This is a genomic window from Colwellia sp. 12G3 (assembly GCF_002836775.1).
In the GTDB taxonomy this organism is placed as follows: Bacteria; Pseudomonadota; Gammaproteobacteria; order Enterobacterales; family Alteromonadaceae; genus Colwellia.
Window position 1 is genome coordinate 162,941 of sequence record NZ_PJAQ01000017.1, and the last position, 26,721, is coordinate 189,661.

Annotated in this window: 26 protein-coding genes; 16 read left to right on the forward strand and 10 right to left on the reverse strand. The window is 38.1% G+C overall.

The features are described 5' to 3' along the window. Positions 1–70 precede the first annotated feature (70 nt). The 8 genes from rlmH (at position 71) to lipA (ending at position 8,198) form a co-directional block, all read left to right on the forward strand. Entirely contained in the window at positions 71–541 is a 471-nt protein-coding gene (gene rlmH, locus CXF71_RS06165; RefSeq protein ID WP_101232083.1) for a 23S rRNA (pseudouridine(1915)-N(3))-methyltransferase RlmH, read from the forward strand. A gap of 65 nt (positions 542–606) precedes the next feature. Further along, positions 607–2,577, forward strand: coding sequence for a penicillin-binding protein 2 (gene mrdA / locus CXF71_RS06170; RefSeq protein WP_101232084.1), 1,971 nt, complete (start codon positions 607–609; stop codon positions 2,575–2,577). Continuing rightward, a complete protein-coding gene (gene rodA, locus CXF71_RS06175; protein WP_101232085.1) occupies positions 2,577–3,692 on the forward strand; it encodes a rod shape-determining protein RodA in 1,116 nt (371 codons plus the stop codon). Before mrdA ends, rodA begins: the two co-directional genes overlap by 1 nt. A gap of 45 nt (positions 3,693–3,737) precedes the next feature. Beyond that, on the forward strand, positions 3,738–4,619 hold the full coding sequence (locus CXF71_RS06180; RefSeq protein ID WP_101232086.1) for a septal ring lytic transglycosylase RlpA family protein: 882 nt from the start codon (positions 3,738–3,740) through the stop codon (positions 4,617–4,619). 196 nt (positions 4,620–4,815) lie between these two features. Continuing rightward, the gene (locus CXF71_RS06185; RefSeq protein ID WP_101232087.1) at positions 4,816–6,012 is read left to right on the forward strand and encodes a serine hydrolase; all 1,197 of its coding nucleotides are present in this window, start codon (positions 4,816–4,818) and stop codon (positions 6,010–6,012) included. 152 nt (positions 6,013–6,164) lie between these two features. Next, a complete protein-coding gene (gene ybeD, locus CXF71_RS06190) occupies positions 6,165–6,428 on the forward strand; it encodes a DUF493 family protein YbeD (RefSeq protein ID WP_101232088.1) in 264 nt (87 codons plus the stop codon). 83 nt (positions 6,429–6,511) lie between these two features. Beyond that, positions 6,512–7,219, forward strand: coding sequence for a lipoyl(octanoyl) transferase LipB (lipB, locus tag CXF71_RS06195; RefSeq protein WP_269800799.1), 708 nt, complete (start codon positions 6,512–6,514; stop codon positions 7,217–7,219). Then, a complete protein-coding gene (lipA, locus tag CXF71_RS06200; RefSeq protein ID WP_101232089.1) occupies positions 7,212–8,198 on the forward strand; it encodes a lipoyl synthase in 987 nt (328 codons plus the stop codon). The genes lipB and lipA overlap by 8 nt, the downstream gene beginning before the upstream one ends. Positions 8,199–8,293: 95 nt before the next feature. Here the strand turns inward: lipA and CXF71_RS06205 are convergent, their stop codons facing one another. The 3 genes from CXF71_RS06205 to CXF71_RS06215 all read right to left on the reverse strand — a co-directional run bounded on the left by CXF71_RS06205 (position 8,294) and on the right by CXF71_RS06215 (position 12,328). Beyond that, entirely contained in the window at positions 8,294–8,734 is a 441-nt protein-coding gene (locus CXF71_RS06205) for a VOC family protein (RefSeq protein ID WP_101232090.1), read from the reverse strand. Positions 8,735–8,775: 41 nt separating this feature from the next. Then, positions 8,776–10,620, reverse strand: coding sequence for a protein kinase domain-containing protein (locus CXF71_RS06210; protein ID WP_101232091.1), 1,845 nt, complete (start codon positions 10,618–10,620; stop codon positions 8,776–8,778). A gap of 109 nt (positions 10,621–10,729) precedes the next feature. Beyond that, positions 10,730–12,328, reverse strand: a complete 1,599-nt coding sequence (locus CXF71_RS06215; protein ID WP_101232092.1) for a sigma 54-interacting transcriptional regulator — start codon at positions 12,326–12,328, stop codon at positions 10,730–10,732. 335 nt (positions 12,329–12,663) lie between these two features. Between CXF71_RS06215 and megL the strand changes: the two genes are divergently transcribed. Continuing rightward, positions 12,664–13,905, forward strand: coding sequence for a methionine gamma-lyase (megL, locus tag CXF71_RS06220; protein ID WP_101232093.1), 1,242 nt, complete (start codon positions 12,664–12,666; stop codon positions 13,903–13,905). Between the two features lie 158 nt (positions 13,906–14,063). On the opposite strand, the gene CXF71_RS06225 is transcribed toward megL, so the two are convergent. The 3 genes from CXF71_RS06225 to CXF71_RS06235 form a co-directional block, all read right to left on the reverse strand. Beyond that, positions 14,064–14,498 (reverse strand): HIT domain-containing protein, encoded by a 435-nt coding sequence (locus CXF71_RS06225; protein ID WP_101232094.1) that lies wholly within the window; start codon positions 14,496–14,498, stop codon positions 14,064–14,066. Positions 14,499–14,583: 85 nt separating this feature from the next. Continuing rightward, positions 14,584–15,516: a ribosome biogenesis GTPase YlqF gene (gene ylqF / locus CXF71_RS06230; protein ID WP_101232095.1), complete on the reverse strand. Its 933-nt coding sequence runs from the start codon at positions 15,514–15,516 to the stop codon at positions 14,584–14,586. A gap of 76 nt (positions 15,517–15,592) precedes the next feature. Beyond that, the gene (locus CXF71_RS06235) at positions 15,593–16,510 is read right to left on the reverse strand and encodes a helix-turn-helix domain-containing protein (RefSeq protein ID WP_101232096.1); all 918 of its coding nucleotides are present in this window, start codon (positions 16,508–16,510) and stop codon (positions 15,593–15,595) included. A 172-nt stretch (positions 16,511–16,682) separates the two neighbouring features. Between CXF71_RS06235 and exaC the strand changes: the two genes are divergently transcribed. The 6 genes from exaC (at position 16,683) to CXF71_RS06265 (ending at position 23,090) form a co-directional block, all read left to right on the forward strand. Beyond that, positions 16,683–18,203 carry an acetaldehyde dehydrogenase ExaC gene (gene exaC / locus CXF71_RS06240; protein WP_101232097.1) on the forward strand — a complete coding sequence of 507 codons (1,521 nt, stop codon included), beginning with the start codon at positions 16,683–16,685 and terminating at the stop codon, positions 18,201–18,203. Between the two features lie 618 nt (positions 18,204–18,821). Beyond that, entirely contained in the window at positions 18,822–20,183 is a 1,362-nt protein-coding gene (locus CXF71_RS06245) for a DUF3422 family protein (RefSeq protein WP_232771399.1), read from the forward strand. 201 nt (positions 20,184–20,384) lie between these two features. Beyond that, positions 20,385–21,203, forward strand: coding sequence for a ribonuclease H family protein (locus CXF71_RS06250; protein ID WP_101232098.1), 819 nt, complete (start codon positions 20,385–20,387; stop codon positions 21,201–21,203). A gap of 72 nt (positions 21,204–21,275) precedes the next feature. Beyond that, positions 21,276–22,547 carry an MFS transporter gene (locus CXF71_RS06255; protein ID WP_101232099.1) on the forward strand — a complete coding sequence of 424 codons (1,272 nt, stop codon included), beginning with the start codon at positions 21,276–21,278 and terminating at the stop codon, positions 22,545–22,547. 58 nt (positions 22,548–22,605) lie between these two features. Next, entirely contained in the window at positions 22,606–22,842 is a 237-nt protein-coding gene (locus CXF71_RS06260; RefSeq protein WP_101232100.1) for a hypothetical protein, read from the forward strand. A 38-nt stretch (positions 22,843–22,880) separates the two neighbouring features. After that, on the forward strand, positions 22,881–23,090 hold the full coding sequence (locus tag CXF71_RS06265; RefSeq protein ID WP_101232101.1) for a hypothetical protein: 210 nt from the start codon (positions 22,881–22,883) through the stop codon (positions 23,088–23,090). 4 nt (positions 23,091–23,094) lie between these two features. Here CXF71_RS06265 and CXF71_RS06270 read toward each other — a convergent pair whose 3' ends face one another. Continuing rightward, positions 23,095–23,439, reverse strand: a complete 345-nt coding sequence (locus tag CXF71_RS06270) for a YajD family HNH nuclease (protein WP_101232102.1) — start codon at positions 23,437–23,439, stop codon at positions 23,095–23,097. A 99-nt stretch (positions 23,440–23,538) separates the two neighbouring features. Further along, entirely contained in the window at positions 23,539–23,949 is a 411-nt protein-coding gene (locus CXF71_RS06275; protein WP_101232103.1) for an acyl-CoA thioesterase, read from the reverse strand. A 407-nt stretch (positions 23,950–24,356) separates the two neighbouring features. Between CXF71_RS06275 and CXF71_RS06280 the strand changes: the two genes are divergently transcribed. Beyond that, complete coding sequence (locus CXF71_RS06280) at positions 24,357–24,875, forward strand: DUF1697 domain-containing protein (RefSeq protein ID WP_101232104.1); 519 nt, start codon at positions 24,357–24,359, stop codon at positions 24,873–24,875. Positions 24,876–24,953: 78 nt separating this feature from the next. Here the strand turns inward: CXF71_RS06280 and CXF71_RS06285 are convergent, their stop codons facing one another. Both CXF71_RS06285 and CXF71_RS06290 read right to left on the reverse strand, forming a co-directional pair. Continuing rightward, a complete protein-coding gene (locus CXF71_RS06285) occupies positions 24,954–25,613 on the reverse strand; it encodes a DUF1707 SHOCT-like domain-containing protein (RefSeq protein ID WP_101232105.1) in 660 nt (219 codons plus the stop codon). A gap of 524 nt (positions 25,614–26,137) precedes the next feature. Continuing rightward, entirely contained in the window at positions 26,138–26,710 is a 573-nt protein-coding gene (locus tag CXF71_RS06290) for a tRNA-(ms[2]io[6]A)-hydroxylase (protein WP_101232106.1), read from the reverse strand. Positions 26,711–26,721 lie beyond the last annotated feature (11 nt).

A 26,721-nucleotide genomic window follows, 5' to 3' on the forward strand; every position in this document is an offset into this window, starting at 1 on the left:
GTATCGCTCTCGTTACTTTTCTAACGCAATTTCGATCTAGTAGACTTCAATCTAATAAACAAAAATATTTATGAAACTCACCTTATATGCCGTCGGCAGTAAAATGCCTTCATGGGTTAGCCTCGGATTTGCTGAGTACAGTCGTCGATTCCCACGTGATTTAAGCTTTCATCTAGTTGAAATTCCTGCTGGAAAACGTGGTAAAAATGCTGACATCGATCGCATACTTGCTAAAGAAGGTGAGTTATTACTTGCTGCCATTCCTAAAGGAAACCGTATTGTCACTTTGGAAGTTGAAGGACAGCCATGGACAACACCAAAGCTTGCCAAACAACTACAAAGCTGGCAACTTGATGGTAGGGATGTTGCTTTACTCGTTGGTGGACCAGAAGGTTTAGCACCTGCTTGTATTAAAGCTTCAGAGCAAAAGTGGTCATTATCAGCGTTAACACTACCTCACCCAATGGTACGTATACTCATAGCAGAAAGTTTGTATCGCGCTTGGAGTGTAAACACTAACCACCCTTATCATAGAGAATAGCTTTTGTTAATGACTACTTTGGCCATACTTTTTGTAAATACTCTTGTTTTTAATAGCGTACGCTAATGTCTCCTCGTCGCATCGTTATTCGAAATCAATCCGCTGAAGCAAATTTATTTGCTCGACGTGCTTTTATCGCTTTTGCTGGCGTAGTCCTTGTTTTACTCATACTTTTTGGCAATGTATATAACTTACAAGTTGAATCTTTCGAAAAGTATCAAACACGCTCTAACTCCAATCGCATTAAAATACTTCCTGTCGCGCCAAATCGTGGATTAATTTACGACAGAAATGGTGTATTACTTGCTGATAACAAACCCGTATATAGTTTAGAAGTGATTGCTGAAGATGTAGAGGATATTAAAAACAGCATTGTTCAAGTAAGCAAATTACTCGATATTACCCCAGAGCGCCAAAGTCAGTTTTTTAAAGCAATGAAACGAAAACGTCGTTTTAAACCCGTTGAACTGCACTCTCGTTTAAGTGATCAACAAGTTGCTTTATTTTCAGTTAATCAGCACAAATTCCCAGGCATTTTTGTTAATGCTCGTTTAAAACGCTATTATCCTTTTTCCGACTTAACCACGCATACTCTTGGATATGTTGCCCGTATCAACAGAAAAGATTTAAATAAATTAGAACTTGAAGGTAAGTCTGAAAACTATGCTGCAACCTACGGTGTTGGCAAGCTAGGTGTTGAACGATATTATGAAGATATGCTGCATGGCACCATTGGCCATCAAGAAGTAGAAATTAATAACCAAGGAAGGGTTATTCGTACCCTTAATTATACGCCACCAGTGCCAGGTAAAGACCTGACATTAACCTTAGACATTGAATTACAGATGATTGCTAAACGCGCCTTATCTGGAAAACGCGGCGCGGTAGTTGCGATGAACCCTCGTACCGGTGGTATTTTGGCTATGTATTCAAACCCAAGTTATGACGGTAACTTATTTGTTCATGGTATTAGTAGTAAAAACTATAAACAGTTACTTGATTCAAAAGATTTACCATTAATTAATCGAAGTGTACAAGGTTATCCACCCGCATCTACTGTTAAGCCTTTTTTGGCCTTAACTGGTTTAGAGGAAAATGTAGTGACCCCTAGTACTGAAATTAACGATCCTGGTTGGTATCAGCTAGAAGGCTTACCCAATAAATATCGTGATTGGAAACCTTGGGGACATGGCAAGGTTAATTTAACCAAGGCGATAGAACAATCTTGTAATATTTATTTTTATGAGCTCGCCTTTAAATTGGGCATTACCAAAATCAGCAATATGATGGAAAAATTTGGCTTTGGTGACTATACCGGCATTGATATCCACGAAGAAAGTAGAGCCATTATGCCTAGTGTTGCCTGGAAGCGCGCTCGATACAATAAACCTTGGTACACAGGCGAGACGCTTTCTGTTGGTATTGGGCAAAGTTTTTGGACAGTAACGCCGCTGCAATTAGTACAAGCGTTGACCACTTTGGTAAATCATGGTGAACGTAAGGTTCCGCATTTATTAAAAGCGAATAGTGAGTTGATCATTGAGAGTAGTGGCAATGCTTATCATCAAATTACACCCACTATCTATGAGCCACGTGCACCTTTAAAGCTAAAGCAAGATAAGCATTGGGATGTAGTGCTAAATGCCATGCACAACACGGTACAAAAATTTGGCGCTACCGCTTATACCCCATTTAAAGGCTCTACCTATGATGCTTCGGGTAAAACTGGCTCAGCACAAGTTGCTCGACTTAAGCAAGGCGAGGAATATGATGCTAAAACAACCAGTGAAAATCAACGTGATAATGCGATGTTTATTGCTTTCGCCCCTTATGACAACCCTGAAATAGTGGTTGCTGTTGCTATTGAAAACGTTGCAAAAGGTGGTGGTGGTACTAATGCAGGACCTGTTGCTAGACAAATAATGGATCAATATTTCGGCGATAGAGTTATTACGAGTCAAACACATAAGGCTAAAGCTAAAGCTAAACAAAAAACAGATTCAGCCATAGTAACAATACCTCAAGAGGCTGACTGATGCGCAGTAGCGGACAAGACCAACAAAAAATACAAACTTTTTGGCAGCGACTCCATATAGATGTACCGTTATTAATCGGTATATTATTATTATTGGCGTTAGGCTTATTCCTTGTTTATAGCGCTGGCGGTCAAGAAACAGCCATTGTTTACCGTAAAGCAAGGAGTATTGGTATTGCTCTTTTTGGCATGTTTGTTGTGGCACAAATTCCGCCATTAGTTTATCGAAAATGGGCTGTTCCTGTCTTTGTTTTAGGTTTATTAATGCTGGTTAGCGTATTGTTATTTGGCCATGTTGGCAAAGGTGCACAGCGCTGGCTTGATTTAGGTTTTATAAAGTTTCAGCCTTCAGAAATTATGAAGCTTATTGTACCTATTATGATTGCCTGGTATGTGAGTCAAGAAAATTTACCGGTAAAAATATCAACCGTAGTACTCGCCTTTATATTAGTGCTGTTACCAACGTTGCTTATAGCTAAGCAGCCCGATTTAGGTACTTCACTGCTTATTGCCAGCTCTGGAATATTTGTTATTTTTCTTGCTGGTGCTAGTTGGCGACTCATTACTGTTTGCGTTGGTTTAGCCTCTGCCTTTGTACCCATTTTATGGATGTTTTTGATGAAGGATTATCAAAAACAACGCGTGCTAACTTTTTTAAATCCAGAGCAAGATCCTCTTGGCTCTGGCTACCATATTATTCAGTCTAAAATAGCCATTGGCTCTGGTGGTATTGAAGGTAAAGGCTGGCTACAAGGTACACAATCACAATTAGAATTTTTACCTGAACGCCATACTGACTTTATCTTTTCGGTATTTAGTGAAGAGTTTGGCTTAATTGGCGTCGCCGTATTACTTACCCTGTATTTATTTGTGGTAATGCGCGGCTTATGGATTGCGGTTAATGCTCAACATGCCTTTACTAAACTTCTGGCAGGAAGCCTTACCCTAACCTTTTTTGTTTATGTTTTTGTTAACATAGGTATGGTATCAGGATTACTACCTGTTGTTGGTGTACCATTACCTTTGGTTAGTTATGGTGGTACTTCTATGGTGACATTAATGTTAGGTTTTGGCATATTAATGGCTATTAGTACACACCGACGTTTCCATGTTTAACGTTTCCCGTAAAAAATTCACCCTATTTTAATAACGATGAACTTTATGACTCAACGATTCCTTTTATTCTGTTATGTATTATTTTTATCACTGTTAAGCGCCTGTAGTTCTGACCGCTATCAACAAAAACATGACAGTACACCTACGCGTATTCCAAGCCAAGCAGAGCTAAAAGATGCCATTGCCCGCGCGGAGCCTTATAGTCGAGGAGGCAATAAAAATTATCAAGTTTGGGGTAAATCTTATCAAGTATTAACGTCTGCACAAGGTTTTGAACAAACGGGAACTGCTTCTTGGTACGGTAAGAAATTTCATGGCCATCTCACCTCTAATGGTGAAATTTATGACATGTATAGCATGAGTGCCGCACATAAAAACCTACCTTTGCCCACGTATTTAAAAGTCACCAACACCGCCAATAATAAATCAGTCATTGTACGCGTTAATGACCGAGGTCCCTTTCATCAATCCCGTGTTATTGATTTATCGTATAGCGCGGCTTATAAACTTGATATGTTAAAAACGGGTACTGCCCATGTTAAGATCACGGCGATTACTGACTTTGATAAAAATACAGGTCAGGTTATTACCGCTGTAGAAAAACCTGTTTCTCCTCTGATTAGTTCAACAGCAACTACTCCTGCTAAAATTGAGAGTAAAAAGCAACTCTCTACCCAAAAGACCACAACGATGGGTATTGCTACGCCTTACATTCAAGTTTTTGCCACCAGTAAAAAAGATCTTGCCATTAGCACTGCTAATAAGTTGAAAAATCAATATAAGCAACAAACCAGTTATCCTGAAAACCAAGGGCTTTTTCGTATTCAGATAGGTCCTATTAGTGATCTTGCGACATTGAACGCCTTATTATTGGCATTAAAAGAAAATGGCTACCCTAATGCTTACCCGCGAACCGCACCACAATAAAATTCAAGCACAAATGTCCAAAAGAAAACGCAATAACGACACACAAAACGAACTATTATAAACGTTGTTACATTTTTAACGGTTTTTATTCGATAATATTGACCCTATCTGTTTGTTGCCCATAGCCAAGCTATTTAGAAGTGGTATACTTTCGACCAGTTGATTTTCCTTAATTCCCCCAGATACGACTAATACTATGACTAAAAAAACAAACTCTTCACGAACATATGCAACAAAAAAATTATTTACTTTTTTAAGTAGTGCTCTATTTAGTGTCGCAATTGTTATCCCAACCGCACACGCGATTACGATTATTCCTGATGCGCCGCAAATTAATGCTAAAGGTTTTATCTTAATTGACTACACCACAGGTAAGATCATTGCTGAAGAAAATGCCGATACCCAGCTAGCACCGGCTAGTTTAACCAAGATAATGACCAGTTATATTATTGGTAAAGAGCTTGAAAACGGTAATATTAAAAACACTGATAAAGTAATGATCAGTGAAAAGGCTTGGGCTAAAAAATTCCCTGACTCGTCCAAAATGTTTATTGAAGTCGGTACCGAAGTACCTGTTAGTTTATTAAATCAAGGGATTATCGTTGCCTCAGGTAATGATGCTTGTGTTGCCATGGCTGAGCATATTGCTGGTAGTGAAAGCGCCTTTGCAGATTTAATGAATGCTCATGCTGAACAATTAGGCATGTCGAGTAGTTTTTTTGAAAATAGCCATGGTTTAGATAGTACGTCTCATATGACTACCCCAAGAGATATGGCAACGCTAGCGATTGCGCTTATTCGCGAAGTACCTGAAGAATATGCCATTTATAAGCAAAAATCTTTTACTTATAACAATATTAAGCAGTATAACCGTAATGGTTTATTGTGGGATAAAAGCTTAAATGTAGATGGAATGAAAACCGGTCACACATCAAATGCAGGTTACAGCTTAGTTACCTCAGCAACTAAAGGTGATATGCGTTTAGTAACCGTTGTGATGGGCACCGCAAGTGAACGCGCACGTAAAGTTGAGAGTAAAAAATTATTAAACTATGGCTTCCGCTTTTATGAAACAATTACCCCTTATAAAGCAGGTGAAAAATTTATTGCTAACCGTGTTTGGATGGGTGACAAAGAAAATGTCGATTTAGGTATTATCTCTGATACACCAATTACTATTCCACGTGGTCAACGTAAAAACTTAAAAGCAAACTTTGAGCTAAACCAACAACTAACTGCACCATTAGCAAAAGGTACCGTTGTGGGAACATTATTTTTGCAACTAGATGATCAAGACATTGCTCAATACCCACTGGTAACCTTAGAAGAAGTTAACGAAGGCAGTTTATTCAGCCGTTTAGTCGATTATGTTAAATTGCAATTTGCTAACTAAAAAATACTAGAAAGCGCATCAAAAAGAGCCTCTTTAGTGAGGCTTTTTTGTTTTTGGCTAAGAGTTATAAACAAAATAATATCAGCCCTGAATATTTAATGATAAAATGATGTCATTATGTCGCAATATCGCTGATACAGAAGTAGATAAAGATGAAAACCAAGTTTGACGAATTATTAGAATTTCCTACGGTATTAAACTTTAAAGTTATGGGCGTTGCCTGTGACGAGTTACCTGATTTGATCATTGCTGAACTACAAAAGCATAGCCCTGGTGATTACTCGCCTAAGATAAAGCCAAGTTCAAAAGGTACTTATCATTCGGTTTCTATTGCGGTAACAGTTACCAGTAAAGACCACATTGAAACTATCTATAAAACGTTAACTGCGATTGAGCAGGTACGATACGTTTTATAATACCTATTATAAAAACAGTATTCGTGTATATACCCATTTGATGCGATTAGCTTTCAATACTCTAGATTTTTGAGGTTTGCCTAGTGCTTTCAAGTTCAACAGTCGAGCAAGATATTATTAACCTTGCTGACTCATTGGTCATCCGACAATTAAATACCATGGATTACAGCCAAGCTTGGCAAGCCATGAAAAACTTTACTGATAATCGTGATGACACTGTCGCTGATGAATTATGGCTAGTCGAACATCCTGCAGTTTTCACCCAAGGTCAAGCGGGTAAATCAGAACATTTACTCGTACCGGGTGATATTGAAGTTGTAAAAGCTGACCGTGGCGGTCAAGTGACTTATCACGGCCCTGGCCAACAAGTGGTCTACGTGATGATTAACCTACGCCGCAAGAAAATTGGTGTTAGGCAATTAGTAACCTTGATCGAAAATAGTATCGTATCGGCTTTAACTGATTATAATATTGCTGCATACGCTAAAGCCGACGCACCGGGTGTTTATGTTGATGAGAAAAAAATTGCCTCATTAGGATTACGCGTTCGCAAAGGTTGCTCTTTTCATGGTTTAGCCATGAATGTGAATATGGATTTATCACCATTTTTACGTATCAACCCTTGTGGTTATGCTGGTCTAGAAATGGTACAAACGGCTGATTTACAAGGCCCACAAGATACCGCTAGCGCAGGTACTGCGTTAGTGAAACATTTAATAAACCTACTTAAAGCTACCAATGTTAGCTATCAATCAGGTTTACCAAACGAGAATAACACGTATCATGAGTAGTGATTTAACCTCTGAAGCAAAAACAGCCAATCGTGCTGCCGGCGAAAAATTTCGCGATGCAGATAAATTAGCTCACATCCCAATTAAAGTTGTTAGTTCAACAAAAGCCACTATGTTACGTAAGCCAAGTTGGTTACGTATCAAGTTGCCTCGTTCTAGTGACCGTATTGATAGCATCAAAGCTAATTTACGTAAGAACAACCTTCACTCGGTATGTGAAGAAGCTTCATGTCCTAACTTATCTGAATGTTTTAACAACGGTACCGCCACCTTTATGATTTTAGGTGATATTTGTACGCGTCGTTGTCCATTTTGTGATGTTGGCCATGGTCGCCCACTGGCACCAAATAGTGAAGAGCCTAAAAAATTAGCGAATAGTCTTAAAGATATGGGCTTAAAGTATGTCGTTATCACCTCAGTTGATAGAGATGACCTACGTGATGGTGGCGCACAGCAATTTGCTGATTGTGTTAAAGAAATTGGCGAGCAAGCACCCAACACTAAAGTTGAGATTTTAGTGCCTGACTTTCGTGGTCGTATGGACAAAGCGCTTGAAATCCTTAACCAAAATCCACCGCATGTTTTCAACCATAACATGGAAACTGCACCACGCCTTTATACTAAAGTGCGTCCCGGTGCTAACTACCAATGGTCTTTAGATTTATTGAAGCGTTTTGGCGAAGCAAACCCAACCGTAACCACAAAATCTGGTTTAATGGTTGGTTTAGGTGAAACTAACGAAGAGATTCTAGAAGTAATGCAAGACCTACGTAACCATGGTGTAACTATGCTTACCGTTGGTCAATACCTTCAACCAAGTAAAGATCATCTTGCTGTTGAGCGTTATGTTCACCCTGATGAGTTTGCTATGTTTGAGCGTGAAGCAAAGAAAATGGGTTATGAACATGCTGCTTGTGGTCCACTTGTTCGTTCAAGTTACCATGCTGACAAACAAGCCGCTGGTGAAGAAGTTAAGTAGCCTGGCTAGTCTAGACTGCCCATAAAAAAGCCAGCGTTCATGCTGGCTTTTTTAATTAATACATAAGACGACTATTAGAAAGTATTATATAAAGTTTACTTTTCAACTTTTTGATAGATAGCTGCCATAGCCCCTGCGGGATCTTTTATTACTACATAACGATCAGCACCAATATTTTTTATCTTCGTCGCTAAAGTACCACCATTATCCTTTACCTTTAAAATTGATTCATCAAGATTTTTAACTAAGAAATAAGGTAACCAAACGGCTGGCATATCTTGGTTTTCACCTTTTGCATGACAGATCCCAGTCACTAAACTCTGTATTGCTGATGCTGGTTTTTCTTTGTCAGTTTCATCAAGTACTAACGCTGTTGGTGAAGTCATAACAAAGTCACTGTATGTATCATTATCCAATGTCATTTCAACCGGCTCACAGCGCCAACCTAAAACAACTTGATAGAAATCACTGATAGCCTTGGCATCAGGTACAGATAAATCCATCCATGCCATTTCGCCTAATTTATTTCCATACATATTGAGCTCCTAGGACGTAATGGTAATTAAATATTAATCTATTAGTTTGTCAGCAATTTAGGGTTTTTCGGATAAAATTTATCCGGCATACTACTAATATGTTCAAAAAAACGTGTGTCTTTATAGGGTAACTTCATAAAACCAGAAATACCAATACCGTCAATCGTGGGTAATAATGTCAGTATCTTCGCTAAACAGGCTTTGAATTCAGCTTTTTTCTCATGATTGAGTAACATCAAGTAGCTATGAATTTTTAAATGTTTAGGTAGTACTTCAAAAATAATACAGCCGGTATGATGAATTAAGTTCAGCTCAGCCAAGACAGTCATTAACTCATCGGGTAAATATAAATACTCATCGGGATCTTTGCCATCTTCAAAATAAGAATGTAATCGCGTTATATCGTCAACGTCAGGCACATCACTAATGTCAAAATTTATCTCTTGAGAAGGTATAGCAATAAAAGGCTGGCTTTCACTAATACGTTCAACGTGAAGAGTATTACGAGCGTTAAATAAACAACTTTTAAAAACACCGACACGAAAGATACCCTGAGCCAAATAAATAATATTGTTTACCGCACTAGTAAAAGAAGTTTTAAGGGTCTCATCAAATAACGTCAAATTAGAATCGATATAAACCCCTTCTTTAGCCCAACGAATGGCAATCCCGCCAACAACAGGGAAATTACCTAATCGGCTTAATGCAGCAATAAAGGCTTTTTCATTATCCCCCATGCCCATCAGATAGTTTTTATAATATTTATCCAATTGAGCGTCATCAATCTCCGATAAACTATCAGGACCTGTTTGCTCACGTAAAAACGATTTACGCGAGCCATAAACTACGGTATCAATTTGCTCGCTTTGTGGTTTAACCCACACAGGAATGTGGGCAATAACGCCAAGTTGCGTTGGTTTATCTGCTAAAACAACTTGTCTAAGGTAGCTAAGATTATTAAAAAAGTAATCCCCTGCTTGGCTTCGTAGTTTTTCATCATCACTGAGCATGCCTGTTAATACTTGTGCCAGTAATTTAGGTAAACCTAAGGCATTTGGTGGTATTACTTTTATACCATATCGGCATGATTGTCCTGACGCTAGTGCATATAAAGTGGCAGCTAAGCCTTGTTCATCAAAACGAGGCGTCGATAACCCGCCATTAAGTTGCTCAGGACCTATAAAGTAAACGTCTCCTAAACGTGCATTACTGTGCTGTAAGTCACTACTCATTAACTCCATCACATTGGTACTGGTGCTTTGCTTATTACAATCTAGCTGGGCACTTACCGACGAACCCCAATCTATGAGCTGAACTTTGCCCGTATTTTTATCATAAACCAAATTTGATGGTTTTATATCACCATGCACAACTGGCTTTAACTGCCGATGATTATTAGCTTCTCGCAAATACAATAATATATCAGCTAGCTGTAATGCGATACTCATCACTAATTCAGGCGCTAATGGTCCAACTTGCAATGACAACTGCTCTAAATCGATACCTGGAGCTCGGGTCATTTGCAAAATGGATTGACGTTTTATTTTTTGATATTCAATGACTTTAGGGATTTGAGGGTGATTAAGTTGACCTTGTATATCGGCTTCTTCCGCTAAACGGTCTTGTACGTGTTGCGGTAAATTAATGCGTGAAAATTTAAAAACGACCGGCAACTCTTTGTCTTCACTGCCTTTACGTTTAATACCAGAAAAGACAAAGCCATAGGCTCCTTTGCCCAGAAGAGCAACCTCTTCAAAGCCGACTTGCTTTAATTGTTGCTGACAAAGTTCAACCCATTTTTTTAATTTAGTCGCGTCTTTATGACTAAGTAAGTAAATGGATTGCTCTTGAGCTATGTAGAAATGCTGTAATTTTTTATTAGTCACTAAAGTTTCTATTTTATGATGTTTATAAAGCGAACATAAGGCAAAGTTATGATTGTAGTATGCTGATTAGATACGCTACCGATATTTCATTCCTAGCACAAGTTAAACGCTACTTAATTCCATGTTCTCTTAATTTCATTGCAATTTTATTATGTGAAACGTTTAACCGCTCAGCTAATTTTCGTGTTGTTGGAAATAGCGGGTGTAACTGCGCTAGTAATTTAGCTTCAAAGTCCGCCTGAGCACTAGACCAATCTTTAACTGTTTCAATACCAACATCGCTATCTTGTGGTTGATTTGTAACATGCTTATTGAGTACGTGCAGTAAATCATCAGCGCCAATATCATCGCCATTATTTAAGGCGACAACACTGAATAATACATTTTGTAATTGCCTGATATTACCAGGCCAAGCAAAGCCTTGTAATAAGGAAAGTGCCTGCACTGTAAACTTAGGTTTAACGATATTGCTTTGCTGGCTATTACTGACCTGCTTAGCGGCATTTTCAATAAAGAAGTCTGCTAATAAACTAATATCATCTACTCGATCTCTTAAAGGGGGTAACTCGATACTGAGTACATTCAGGCGATAATAGAGATCTTCCCTAAAGCTTTTTTGGTTAATGAGTTCATTTAAGTTTTGGTGACTAGCACTAACAATACGAATGTTCGCGACCAGTTCCTTAGTGCCACCAACTCGGCGATAAGTCAGGTCTTGCAAAAAACGTAATAACTTAGCTTGTAAATAGGGTGACATTTCAGCAATTTCATCTAAAAACAAACAGCCGCCTTCCGCCAATTCAATTAAGCCTGGTTTCCCACCTTTTTGGGCGCCCGTAAAAGCTCCGCCTTCATAGCCAAAAAGCTCACTTTCTAGTAGGTGTTCAGGCAACGCCGAACAGTTAATCGCTAAAAAGGGTGCTTTAGCTCTTGAACTTGCTTGATGCAGTGCTCTAGCAATTAACTCCTTACCCGTACCTGTTTCACCACTGATTAATACCGGTAAATCCAATTCAGCAAACCTAAGGCTTTGTGCCTTAATTAAACGAATACTTTTTGATTGACCGATAATATTATCAAAGCCGTGTTCTTGATGGCTTTGCATTAAAGATATTTGTCGCCCAAGGGTATTCATCGAACGAAGCGTTAATACCGAACCACTAACCTGCTCTATATTGTTTTTATCTTGTTTAGCGAGGGAATTAGATAACACTGGTGTTATATCAAGTATATAACCCTTATTTTGAATGGTGATGGCTTGACTGGTCGCTGTATTTGTCAACATTGCCTGACTTACTTGGCTAATGAAATTTTCAATAGGCTTTCCTAAATAATCAGCAATGCTAACGGCATGCTTATGAGTGCCTATTTTTGATAAGAGTTTATGACTTGCCTTATTCATGGCTAAAATTAGGCCATTGCTGTCCACATCAATAATAGGCTCAGGCATTTTATCGAGTAAAGCCTGTAAATGATTTTCTCGCTGCTCACTGGGTAATAAGTTAATTGACTGAACATTTATTACCCCTGCAACACTCGCTAAACAACGCTCAATTTCAGCTAAGGTCAATTCATTATATTCAACATGCACATAGGTAAAACAGCTGGTAATTTCAACCGCTTTTAAATTCCAATCTTGCTTGGCGAATACCGCTAATATTTCTTGTGAAATACCAATTCTATCGCTTGATTCAATGACAATGCGCATAAAAAGAGTCGTTATAAGTTACTTGTACTACAAATATGACACAGTAATAATATTAGTACAACATAGTATCATCCCATAATGAAAGGCTTTTAGTTCATTTTACTCGTTTAAAACGAGTAACAAATCTCCTAACGTAATAATTATAGTACAAAATCAAGAGTGCAAAAACCAAGAATTACGTATCATATTGAAATATAAGCTTTTTACCGATTGGCAACATAGTTGCAATACTATTATTACTGCTGATGACGATAACTGCGAAAAAGCCATTCCCGTTAACGCATAGCACTCTCAATAAAAATAAAAATAATAAATCACCTACTATGGAAGCTATGATGACTCACTTTAAAAGCAAAAATATTGAAACTAACGCAATTCACGCGGGTAGAATTGATGACAAACAGTTCGGCTCACTTGCAACACCGTTATATCAAACCTCAACGTTTATTTTTGATAATGCTAAACAAGGTGGTGACCGATTTTCCGGTGAAAGTGAGGGCTACATTTACACTCGCTTAGGTAATCCAACCACTCGCCAATTAGAGCTACGCGTGGCTGCGATGGAATGTATGGAAGATGCCGCAGCAACAGCTACCGGTATGGCTGCTGTTTCAGCAGCGTTACTGACTAACTTGCAAGCTGGCGATCATATGATTTCGTCTAAAGCGGTTTACGGTTGTTCATTTGCTTTGATGAATCACATGTTTAAGAAATTTAATATCGAGGTGACTTTTGTCGATATGACCGAGCCTGAAAACATCAAAGCTGCCATTAAAGAAAATACCAAATTGGTCTTTTTAGAAACACCAATCAATCCGAATTTAGTAGTATTAGACTTAGAAAAAATTTGTGCTATTGCTAAAGAGTACAAGTTATTGTCAATCGTAGATAACACCTTCCTCACGCCTGTTTTGCAACAACCGGCAAAATTTGGTGCCGATGTTGTTGTTCATAGTGCAACTAAATACCTCAATGGCCATGGCGATGTTGTTGCCGGTATTGTTTGTGGTAGTTTTGAGATGATCAATGAAATCAAAATGACCACCCTCAAAGATATTGGCGCAACAATCAGCCCCCATGATGCTTGGTTGATTATACGAGGTCTTAAAACATTACCCATTCGAATGGATAGACATTGTAGCAATGCGCAAACAGTAGCTGAATTTTTAGAGCAACATCCTATGGTAGATGAAGTTTACTACCCTGGCCTTAAAAGTCACTCGGGATACAAGTTTATTGGCAAACAAATGAAAGCAGCGGGCGGTGTTATCGCTTTTGAATTAAATACCGATCTTGCTGGCGGCACAACATTTATTGATGCAATGGAGCTGTTCTCTATCGCGGTGAGTTTAGGTGATGCTGAATCGTTAATTCAGCACCCTGCTTCTATGACACATTCACCTTACACGCCAGAAGAAAGAGCCGATGCAGGTATCAGTGATAGTTTAATACGTATTTCAGTTGGCTTAGAAAGTGTTGATGATATTATTGCTGATTTAACGCAAGCCTTAGCAAAGATAACGCTAAAAACTTGTGAGAAAGTAACTAGCATCACTAAAGCTTCTAACGCTGCTTAATTCATATTAACCATTGATATTAATCATTACTTTTTATAGTGATGTTTACGGTAATTACAGCAAATAAAAAAGCCTCAATATGTTATTCACATATTGAGGCTTTTTATTAATACGTTGTTACTTAAGAAGCGTATTAATAAATAACTTAATCAGAAAGATTATTTATCCGCAAAGATAATGGCTAGCTGCGGTAATAACTTTTCTTTTAAAGCCGCGAGTTCGTCATCAGAATAAGGCGTTAAAGCTTGCTGGCCCCAAATAGGTTTTGGCCATTGAGCATCAGCTTTAAAGCGAACAACATGATGAACATGAAGCTGCTCAACCACATTACCGAGTGCGGCAACATTCATTTTATCACCCGCAAACACTTGCATCAGTAATTCACTCAATAAACTCGATTCATTAAGTAGTTGCTGCTGCTGTTCCCACTCTAATTGAAACACTTCACTAATATCGGCAACCTTTGGCACTAAAATAAACCAAGGGTACGCACTATCGTTACATAGCAGTAATTTACACAAAGGAAAATCAGCCAACTCAATACCATCGAGTGCTAATTGAGGATGTAAACTAAATGTTGTTATTTCACTCATGATTAAAACCTTGTTATGAACAAATTATTATTAATGCTAATGCTTATATAAAGATTAACGATGAAAGCGATCCTTTCAAAAGCAATTAACGTTTGTTTTTACGACCGCGACCACGTGCTGCTTTTTTAGCTTCTCTTGCAGCAATGCGTTTTTCTTCAAGCTCTTTGAAGTGAGCGTTTTCTGCATCAATTATATCCGGTAATTCAAAGGTAATAGCACCTAGCGTTTTATCACGAATTTCATTAATTAAAATAACTGACGCTTTATGTAAATCAACATGACCACCACTTTTAATACAGCTGCGCTTACGGCCAATCGCTTCAATTAAGTCTTCTTCATGGGCAGGTAGCTCACTGAGCTTATAACGCTCAATTAAACGATTAGGGTAATGCTTGAGTAAGTAATCTGCCGCAAAATAGGCAATATCGTCATGATCAAAGGCGGTGTCTTTTACCGCTCCTGAGACGGCTAAACGATAACCGGAATTTTCATTGGCGATTTTTGGCCATAACATACCAGGGGTATCAAAAAGGTATAAACCTTCTTCAAGACGAATACGCTGTTGACCTTTAGTTACCGCGGGTTCATTTCCCACTTTTGCTTTTGCTTTGCCGACTAAGGTATTGAGTAATGTAGATTTACCGACATTGGGTATGCCCATAATCATCGCGTTAATTTGTTTACCTGCTTCATCTTTATTCGGCACCATCTTACGAATTAACGTGATAAGGTTTTTTGCTACACTCGGTTGCTCAGTGGTTAACGCAATCGCTTTTACATTATGCTGTGACTCTAAATAATCTAACCAAATCTTGGTTGATTCAGGATCAGCTAAATCACTTTTATTAAGGATCTTTATCAGTGGTTTATCACCTCTGATCTCAGTGATCATAGGGTTTTCACTGCTAAAGGGTAAACGCGCATCACACACTTCAATAACCACATCGATTTGCGGTAATATCTCTTTTATTTCTTTTTGCGCTTTGTGCATGTGGCCTGGAAACCAGTTAATCGCCATGAAAATCCTAATGTAACTATTATAATGAGGCGATTTTAACAAGCTTTTAGCTAACGTGGCTAGCCATACTCGAAATTTATATCAAACTAGCTAAATAACGTTCTTTGTATTGGCGAGGGCTGATGCCATGAAACTTTTTAAAACAACGGCTAAAGTGACTGCTATTGGTAAAACCTAAGGCAAAACATGTTTGGGTAACCTGCTGACCCTTTTTCAATAAACGTGCGGCTTGCTTCAACCGACTTTGTAGTTGATAAGCCATAGGGCTACAACCTAAATGCAACTTAAACTCATGAAAAAACTTGGTTCGACTCATGCAAGATATCCGCGCTAACTCATCAATATTTACATTTTCATTTATATGTAATTCAATATAATTCAAAGCTGCATTTAAACCATTGTTATCAGGCTCTTTTTGTGAAAATGCCAAAATAAAATCACGTGTTTGCTGGTGTAATAATCGGATAGTTAACTCTGATACTGCCAACGCAACCATGGCACTTCTATCTGGATGATTTTCTGAATAAATGTGCACAATACGATTTAAGACGTTTTGTGTTTCACTATTATGATGTGTATGCACAAGTTTATGGTCATATTGCCAGTGCCCAAATGCCTGATTTAATGGCTGCTGCTGGTTTAGCATCGCCGAAACTTGCTGCACCCTATCACTGGATATTTCAATCGCTAAACACGTAGTCGGCTCGGCAAGTTTGGCAATAGGGAAATCAATCTCCACTATGCTTCCTGGCGCCATAATGAACGATTCATGGGGTAAAAACTCACCATGAAAGTCATCTTGTGCGCTGTGCATTACTTTTTTACCTGTCACCATAGCGCAAAATAGCAATTGGTCAGACTGTAACTTCACCTTCTTCGCTGCTTGATAAGTATCATAAATACTCAACTCAGATTCAGGACCTGCAAAGGTAAGTTTATTTTCCACCAACACTGTTGGTGGCTGTCTAACGCTATCAATGGCTTGTGTGATCATAAAAGTTAATCCGTTAATGTGAACTTACAGGCAAGTTTTCTGAATTTACAGCACAGTTAAGTAATCGCTAATTGACTAAGGTAATTAACCTTAGTCAAAAATACAACAATAAAAATCGCTGTAAAAAGCAAATTCATTGCTCAACAAGCGAACAAACAGCAGAGGAAAAGTTATGATTTACGCAAATCCGGGATCAGAAAACGCAGTCATTACCTTCAAAAAACGATACCAAAACTTTATTGGTGGTCAGTGGGTTGAACCGCAAAATGGCAAATATTTCGACAATGTTAGCCCTGTTAACGGTCAGGTGTTCTGTCAAATCCCACAATCTGATCACCTTGATATAGAACTAGCACTTGATGCAGCACATAAAGCCAAAGAAGCTTGGGGCACAACCTCAGTAACCGATCGCTCAAATGCTTTATTGAAAATTGCTGACCGTCTTGAACAAAACCTAGAATTACTTGCTGTCGCTGAAACGTGGGACAACGGTAAAGCCGTCCGTGAAACGTTAGCGGCAGATATCCCACTTGCTGTTGATCACTTTCGCTATTTTGCTGGCTGTTTACGCGCGCAAGAAGGTTCATTAGCTGAGTTAGATGAGAAAACTGTTTCTTATCATTTTCATGAGCCTTTAGGTGTTGTCGGACAAATTATCCCGTGGAATTTCCCAATATTAATGGCAGCTTGGAAATTGGCGCCAGCATTAGCGGCGGGGAATTGTGTTGTACTAAAACCTGCCGAGCAAACACCCGCTTCCATTTTAGTCATGATGGAATTAATTGAAGACATATTACCTGCTGGTGTACTCAACGTGGTTAATGGTTTTGGCGCAGAGGCTGGTGAAGCATTAGCGACGAGTACACGCATCGCTAAAATTGCTTTTACTGGTTCAACACCTGTCGGTGAAAAAATAATGCAAGCTGCCGCGAAAAACATTATTCCATCAACAGTAGAGCTTGGCGGTAAATCACCTAATATTTTCTTTGAAGATGTGCTCGACCATGAAGATGAATATTTAAGTAAATGTATTGAAGGCGCGATATTGGCCTACTTTAACCAGGGGGAAGTCTGTACTTGTCCATCACGCCTGTTCGTTCAAGAAGATATTTATGACAAATTTATCGAAAAAGTTATTGAACGTACTAAAGCCATTACCCGCGGTAACCCATTAGATACTACAACCATGGTTGGTGCTCAGGCATCAAAGCAACAGTTTGATAAAATATTAAGTTACATTGAGATAGGTAAAAAAGAAGGCGCTGAAGTACTTATGGGCGGTAACGTTGAACAACTAACCGATGAGCTAAACAGTGGTTTTTACATTCAACCTACCTTATTAAAAGGCACTAATGACATGCGCATATTCCAAGAAGAAATTTTTGGTCCTGTGATTTCATTAAGTACTTTTAAAGACGAAGCAGAAGCGCTTGCGTTAGCAAATGGCTCTGAGTTTGGTTTAGGTGCAGGCGTTTGGTCTCGTGATATGAACCGTGCTTATCGTATGGGCAGAAAAATTGAAGCGGGTCGTGTTTGGACCAATTGTTATCACATGTACCCTGCTCACGCGGCATTTGGTGGTTATAAAAAATCAGGTGTAGGTCGTGAAACTCATAAAATGGCCTTAGAGCAATATCAACAAACCAAAAATTTACTGGTTAGTTATGATGTTAATCCCCTCGGTTTCTTCTAACCGATTACTTTAAAAAGCTCCCACAATAATCAGCCAATCGAGTGATATCATTCGATTGGCTTTTTTATACTTTACGTAGCTCACACACAATGCTCTTTATAACTGATTACTGTCAGTTGTTATAACAAACCATCTTAAACGGAAATATTGTTTATTCAGCGCCTAAATAACCTGCTTATTGAAAGATGATTTACTATATCGATTAGCCGTTATTTTAATATCCGTCATAAGATGGGATATATTTACGCGAGTATCAAGGCTTATACCCAAACAACCTCAAGATGCTCGTTTCAGGACGGCTGGGTGATTCATAATCAAGGCGCGTATGTAATTAAGGGTAATTCCCTTAATTACATACGCAACGATGAATATGATTTGCTCAGCCGTCCCCACAGGGCTGGTTTATAAACGCTTTATGCTACATTATTGATTTCGATAAGGACGCTGCATGGATGCAGCTTATTAGAGAATGCAGGAGCTTATTCTCCTGAATAACCATTCTTTTCAATCAATGCCTTGCTTAAAGGCGTTTATAATTCCAGCTGAATCCTGCATCTTGAGGTTGATTGGGTATACATATATCTGATAAACAATATAAACAGAGAAAGAGGTAGTACATTGCTAAATGAACTAATATCGAATGAGCTAATATCGAATGAATTATCTGAAAGCACTTTACTGCCTTTATCCTCATTGAGTAAAATAGCAATTCACCCCTTACGGGAAAAGCTCTATAACGAATTGCACAACAGGCCTTTTCAATCAATCGCTTCTCCTGCTCAACTTACCCATATTGCTATTCAGCATCAAGGAAAGTTAAAGCAACAAGAGCATGAGTTTATCTCACTTTTATGTAACCGATTTCAAGTAAGCTCACCCGCAGAGTCAATGCCCTGTTTTTATCAAGATTTTGGTTTATTCAGCCTTCGTTGGGAACGTCATTTAGAATATTCCACTTATACTTTTATTCATCAAGCGCCATTAACTGATCAACCCTTTATTAAAAATGCTATCGATTATGTCCCCAGTAATTGGTTTGACAAAATGCCCGGTCAAGTCATCGCCGCAGTTCACTTAGTTATTGAGTCTGAAGATATTGATAAGGCGATCACACACAAGGTTGAACAATTTTTTGACAATATGTCATTGATCGCCAGCGCGCCGGTAAATTCACAGGCGAAAGTATGGAGTTCATTTAAATTACATGAAGATGGTTTTGGCCGTTTTCTGATATACCAACAAGACTTATCAACTGCGCAGCTCGGCCGCCTAGTTCAACAATTATTACAGCTTGATACTTACCGCTTGATGGCAACACTCGGCTTGCCACTAGCACAAGAAATTAACAGTGAACTCAATCAACTCGATATCCAACTGCAACAAGTGACCACTTACATAGCCTTAGGTACTGATAAAACCGATAGAGAACTACTAACACAAGTATCTAAAATAGCAGCGAAGGTGGAAGATTACCGGAGTCAAAGCACTTACCGTTTTTCTGCTACTAATGCTTATTACGACGTAGCCTTACAACGAATGGACGAACTAAAAGAAGAAGAAATCCCAGGTTACATGACCTTGCAAGAGTTCTTAATGCGCAGAATCACTCCTGCCGTTAAAACCTGTCAAACAGCGGCTAATCACTTAGAAGATATTTCTAGGCGAGTCACTCGTGCTAGTGATTTATTACGCACACGCGTTGACATGGTGTTACAAGAACAAAATCAAATATTACTAAAATCAATGAACCACCGTGTTCATGTACAAATGCGTTTGCAACAAACCGTTGAAGGCTTATCCGTGGCCGCGATCAGTTATTACGGCATGCAATTATTTGAGACCATGCTAACGTCATTACCCACCTTAGGTATTAAATATAACCATGAACTAGTGAGTGGTTTTGCTGTACCTATTGTTATTGTCTGTGTTTTTGTTGGTACTCGCCTAGTACATAAGCGTTTAATGAAAGGATTACAATAATTCAACCATACATACGATGCTGTTTAATCAAAACCTCAGGTAAAACTATAGGTAGGCATTTTGCTCACGTATTAACTCGCATGAACATAATTTTGTTTCTTCCTATTTTTTAGTAGCTAAGCACTAACTTATTACTGATAATGTTAATCATTAAGTATCTTTATCATTAAATATCTTTAAATAAGAGTTAGCTATTACGTTATGAGTAAAAAATTCTACGTTATCTGGAAAGGCGCCCAAACGGGTATATTTACTACTTGGCCAGAAGTTCAGCAACATACCGCCGGTCGCTCCGATGCTCAATATATGGGCTTTGAATCAAAAGGTGCGGCTGAGCAAGCATTTTCTTCAACCTATACTAAAGCATTAATGCAACGCTCATTAAGTAAAAGTGGCACAGCAAGCACCGCACCTACTTCAAGTCGTAAAACGACCAGTAAAACAAGTGGCAAAAGTGCTAGCGCTAAAACAGCAAGCGTTAGCCCAAATGGCCCCAGTGATATTGAAATTTACTGTGATGGAGCTTGTTCACCTAATCCAGGTAAATCAGGTACTGGTATTGCCGTATATGAATTCGGTAAGGTGACTTCTTTGTATTTTGGCTTGTATGAAAAAAATGGTACCAACAATACCGCTGAGTTAAACGGCTTACTTTCTTCATTTCAACTGGCACAACACTTTATCGATAAAGATAATGAACAAAGTATTTGTATTTTATCAGACTCTAAATATTCTATAGATTGTGTCACTAAGTGGGCAAAGGGCTGGCAAGCAAAAGGATGGACACGAGGCAAAGGCGAAGAAATCAAAAATTTAGCCTTGGTACAACAATGTTTCTCACTTTACAAAACCATGCACACTAAAATCACTATTCGCCACGTTAAAGGTCACGCCAATATCGAAGGTAATGAACTGGCAGATAGAATGGCTGTACTTGCAAGAAAGCAACAACAAGAAAGCATGATCCGCTATAGCGAAGCAATCAACATAAAAGCGATTCTAGCTATGGATTCTGGCTAAACTGAGTTCAGGGACAACTGTCCCACTTAAGCTAATCTCAAATTGAACGGTTCTAAATCAAACTGAAGAAATATGCCCCTTAATATAATTATTACTATCGCGCTGTTACTTTTAACGGCCTTTGTACTTTCTCGAGTATTTACCTTACCGAGAAATATTTGGTTGTTGTTTATTTCTCAGCCTTTGGTTATGTCTGCTTCACCAATTATCGTTTTTATTGGCGGTATTTTATCCAGTAAAATGGCCAGCGATCCTTCGTTAGCCACGCTGCCAATTACCTTGATGATTTTAGGCGTAGCTGCAGGCTCAATTCCAGCAGCGATGTTAGCTAAAAATAAAGGCCGAAAGTTTGCCGTTTATACCGGATTAAGTTGTTCGTTAATTGCGGCTATTATTGCGATAGTAGCGACAAAGATAGCCTTGTTTGAGCTATTTTGTTTTGCTAGCTTGTTAATTGGCGTTGCCGGAGCCTTTATCCAACAGCTACGCTTTGCCGCGATTGAAAGTAGCTTGAATGAAGAAGATGTACCCAAAATATTATCTATATTGATGCTTAGTGGTGTGTTCGCTGCCTTTTTAGGGCCAGAAATAGCATTAGTAGGTAAAGATTGGTTAACTTCACCCTATGGTTATGCCGGCTCGTTCTTATTACTCATTGCTTTCATTCTCTGTTCAATGTTAATTATGTTAGCTTTTGAAAATCCACCAGTGAATGAAGATAAAGTTGTTGGTGAGGCAAGAGACTTAACAGTGATTGCTAAGCAACCTGTATTTTTGATTGCAGTTTGTACCGCTACCATTGGCTTTACCTTAATGAGTTATTTAATGACCGCAACGCCTATTAGCATGCACCATATGCAAGGACATAGTCTGCAAGAAACAAAGTGGGTTATTCAAAGCCATATTGCTGCCATGTACCTACCGTCATTATTTACCCCTTGGTTAGTCAAATACTTAAAATTAAAAGGGCTTATGTTAATAGGTACAGCAATTTATGCCATCGTTGCCTTTATTGCCTTATCAGGTAATGAAGTAATGCACTACTGGTGGGCACTTATTTTATTAGGAATTGGCTGGAACTTTTTATTCTTAACTGGTACATCCTTATTACCCCAAAGTTATCACGCCAGCGAGCGCCATAAAGTGCAAGCAACCAATGACTTTGTCTTGTTTGGCTTTCAGGCAGTAGCATCATTATTAGCTGGTTGGGTATTGTTTAATGCTGGTTGGCATTGGGTTGTGTTAACAAGTCTCCCTCTCATTTTATCACTATTTATTGTGGTCGGTTTTTACCATAGACATCAGAAAAAATTAGCATTGAAAGTGGAAAAACAGTTAAGGTAATAGCTAAGCTGTATTGTCACTAGCCTTAAAATTAATAACAAAAAAGAAGGAGTTCATTATGAATGGTACAACGATGGTGGTTGTAATTGTCTGTGTAGTCTCGGTTATTTTATATAAAATGTTTAATAAGCATTTAGAGTTCAAAGCGAAAACCATTCTGCATAATAACAATGCTGATAACAAAAATGATGAACTACAAAAAGAAGTGCAAGCACTCAATGAGCGAGTACAAGTATTAGAAAAAATAGTCACCGATGAAGGCTATCAAGTGCAAAAAGACATTAATAAACTATAAACTATAAACTGCCCTCTTATTGACAGAGAACTTAGTCGATGAAACTAATAATGAAAACTGAGTTTGATAACCTCAGAGTCAACGAACATCACGATTATGAAACCGATAATAACGGCGAGAAACAAGTGGTTAAAATTTATTGTGGTGAGTTACTGATTGCCAAAAAAATAAAACTAAAAAAATCAGTTCGTTTTTTTGGCATCTCGACTTACCAGCAATATCTTACGCAAGAAGATGGTGTGAAGTAGTTAGTTACTTCTTCAGCATTGACTTTAAATCCGCGAATGGATTATAGGTGGCGGTATCTTGGTTGGTATCGCCAGCTTTAACTTCAGTTTTATAATTAGAATGGTCAGTATATTTTGCATGCTCATTATCATGACAGTAAATGCACAATAACTCCCAGTTACTGCCATCATTTGGGTTATTAGTATGATCATGATCCATATGGTGTACAGTTAATTCTCTTAAGTTAGAAAACTCAAAAGCACGTGCACATCGACCACATACCCAAGGGAATAATTTTAATGCTCGGTCACGATAACCTTTTTCTTGCTGCTTGTAGTTGGCACTAGTGCCAAAACGATCTGAGGACATAATAATTTAAAACAATAGATAAATAATATTGCTAGTGTATTGCTAAGCACCTCACTTAGCAAGACTGTGTGCTTAGCAATAGCCGCGAATAAGCAAGCACTACATATTAAGAGTATTTATTTCTATTTTAGTTTGCGCTTCTAATGCTTCTAGCGTTTTCCCATGTGGCATAGGTAAACGCGACTCAGGATCAACTTGCACAAAAACAATATCATCTGCCAAACAAATGGTTTTTTTAGTCGCTTTATTACGCACTAAACAAGTGACGGTAATAGATGTTCGCCCTACCTTTTTAGTCACTAAGCCAAATTCGACGACATCACCTTGCATAGCTGGCGACTCAAAACTAATTTCACCAATATGCTTAGTCACTAGGCAGTTTGTCTCTAATTGACAAATTGCATAAATTGCCGCCTCTTCATCAATCCATTCAAGCGCGCGACCGCCAAATAAAGAGTTGGCGTAATTTAAATCATTAGGCATAACAAGACGACGAGAGAGAAAACGCATAATAAACCTTAAGGTAATAATATATATTGAAGTGGTATGACCTATTATAGCACTTTATTTAGCATATACTGAGCATTAACTCTAATTCATATAATCCTATATGGATCAATAAGGATAGAGAATTCAATGAGCGTAAATTTTCAAGAGCAAGGTGTTTGATTGAGCAATATGGCTAATAGGATTGAAAGCAACGAAGTTATTTGCTCTTTAAGTTATTTAAAAGTGACCACTTACTTAGTGCAATTGCTAATAAGGTTGTCTTTTTACCATTTCATTATTTAGCCATGACCTAGACGAATTATTAAGACTGCTTTGTATGTCAAAACAATAATATTAAAATTAACGATTTGAAAATAAAAGACTTTAGGATAAATTAAGTTACATTCATTGCTATTTAAGGAAAGGGTTTGAAAAAATATATCATCTTGTTTAGAGGCATTAATGTCGGGGGTAAAAACTTATTACCGATGAAAGAGTTAGTGCCATTGCTAGAGAACAGTCTTTTTAAAGATGTTTCATCTTATATTCAAAGTGGTAATCTAGTTTTAAAAAGCGCTAGTGAGCCTGCTGAAGCTATTGCAAGAATAGTGTTAGATAGCTTTGGTTTCTCTCCTGATATATTTACCTTGAATGCCGCTGAATTCGCTACAGCTTTAACGCATAACCCTTATCAGGCATTTGAGGGGAAATTCGTACATTTTTACTTTTGCCATCACTCTATTGAACTAAACCAAGAAAAAATGGCAAAATATCTTGCTGAATCAGAAGAGTATCTTTTAAAAGGTAAGGTGTTTTATTTACATGCCCCTGATGGTATTGGCCGCTCTAAACTTGTCGCTAATATAGAAGCTTGCTTGGGCCAGCCAGCAACAGGGCGTAATTTAAACACAGCAAATAAAATCAGTACTATGCTAGTAAAAACATAAAAGGCACGACTAAAAGTAGTGCCTTTTAACAAGCAACAAGCAGACATCGTCTTTAACTTAAGATTATCAATACACTCATCACGAGAACATTTTTTTAAAGCTATCAGCCATTTTAATGAATTTCTCTTTCACCGTGCGCTTCAAATCAATATCAACACTACTAAAGATTGAAAACCCTTCAATAATAATGGTCGGTACTGGTGTACTTGCCCTTACATGACTCACGCCATTATTAGGCGCTGAGTTATCAATATTGGCAAAAATACAAAAAGCTTTAGAAGCAACATTTACATTTTCAGGTACATAAATAGTATCACTACTAAATAAACTAAAGATCTTTATACGGACTTCTTGCTGACTAAATACCGCATCAGTAAAGTCGATATCGCTGCTACTAAATAGACTAAAATAACGTATTTCTTTGGCAACCTTAAAAGCCCCACCGCGGTTACTACTACTAAAGATATTCACCATAGTATCGACATCCTCAGCTTCACCTGGGACATAATTTGGCGCTAAGTCATGCTTTTTATTTTCAACAAAAGCTTTATCAACCGCAAGTGGTAAATCACTGGTTAAATCAACCAAATCTTGGTGGTTTGCCAACTCCATGGCTTGGTCTAAACGACGTTCAAAAGCCTCGTAAGATAACTCGCCGTGGCTATAGTTCATGATCAATTGATCTATGACTTCACTACGAACGGTTTCAATCGGTCTATCTGTTAGGGTCACGGTCATTTTACTTTCCTTGTTCTTATAAGTTCTTTATTACTTATTTACATATGAGTAACACTGTAGCAAATACATAAGCAATGACAATGCCAAAAATATTAATTATAAAATACAATGCGTTGCATAAAAGAAAGAAGAAGGGAAATGATTAAAATACAATTAACTGGTTATTTTGACTAAAATCAGAGGAATATAGCAGAGGAATATAGCAGAGTAAAATTGTCGAGATATAACAAATTATTTAGAAAAATGATGTTATAAAAAGTACTTCAACCTTGGATTACGTTTGGATTATTAACTTAGAAACTAAGCGTTAAAAACTTCATAGTTAACTGTGATCTCATAGAGATAATATAGTGGCTGAACTTAACCGTGTATTGTTTAATTAAAAGGAAAAGGCACGGAGTTGACGTTAGCCAATGAGTATCTAATACCCGTAATCAATCAAGATGCAAGTTTCAGAGTGCACTTTGAATGGTTACGGGTATAGACGCATTAATTGTGCGATACACGAATAAGATAAGTAACTATTAGTGAAGGGCCGCGCGTATTGGTAGACCCGCACAAATTTCAGCTTCAGCTATTAATATCTCTTCTAAGCGCTGGTCAACTTCTGCTTTGTCACAATACTCATACGCCAGCTCAATAAATAAGTTTTTATGCTTCTCTTCTGAGTTTGCAATAGCGACATACAGATCTTTATCTTTACCTTCTGGTAAAGCTTGAGAAACTAACCAGAACTTCTCATAACCGCGCGCTTCAATAACCGCTGCAACTAGGAGTCTATCCATCATAAAATAACTGGGGCCATTACGGAACAAGGCGCGAATTTGGTTGATGTAAGGATCCTTTTTATCTTGACCTAAGGTGACACCGCGAGCAACAAGTAACTTTAACACTTGTTTGAAATGAATAAGTTCTTCAATAGCTAAATCTGTCATGGCACGAACCAATTTAGCCTTGTCTGGATAATGAGACAGCATTGCCATTGCCATACCTGAAGCTTTTTTCTCAGCTGCAGCGTGGTCTTGTAAAAAATGGCTAAAGTCTGCCATAACTGCATCCACCCAATCTTGGCCAGTGTGGTGTTTTAATTCAAACATATTTACTACTC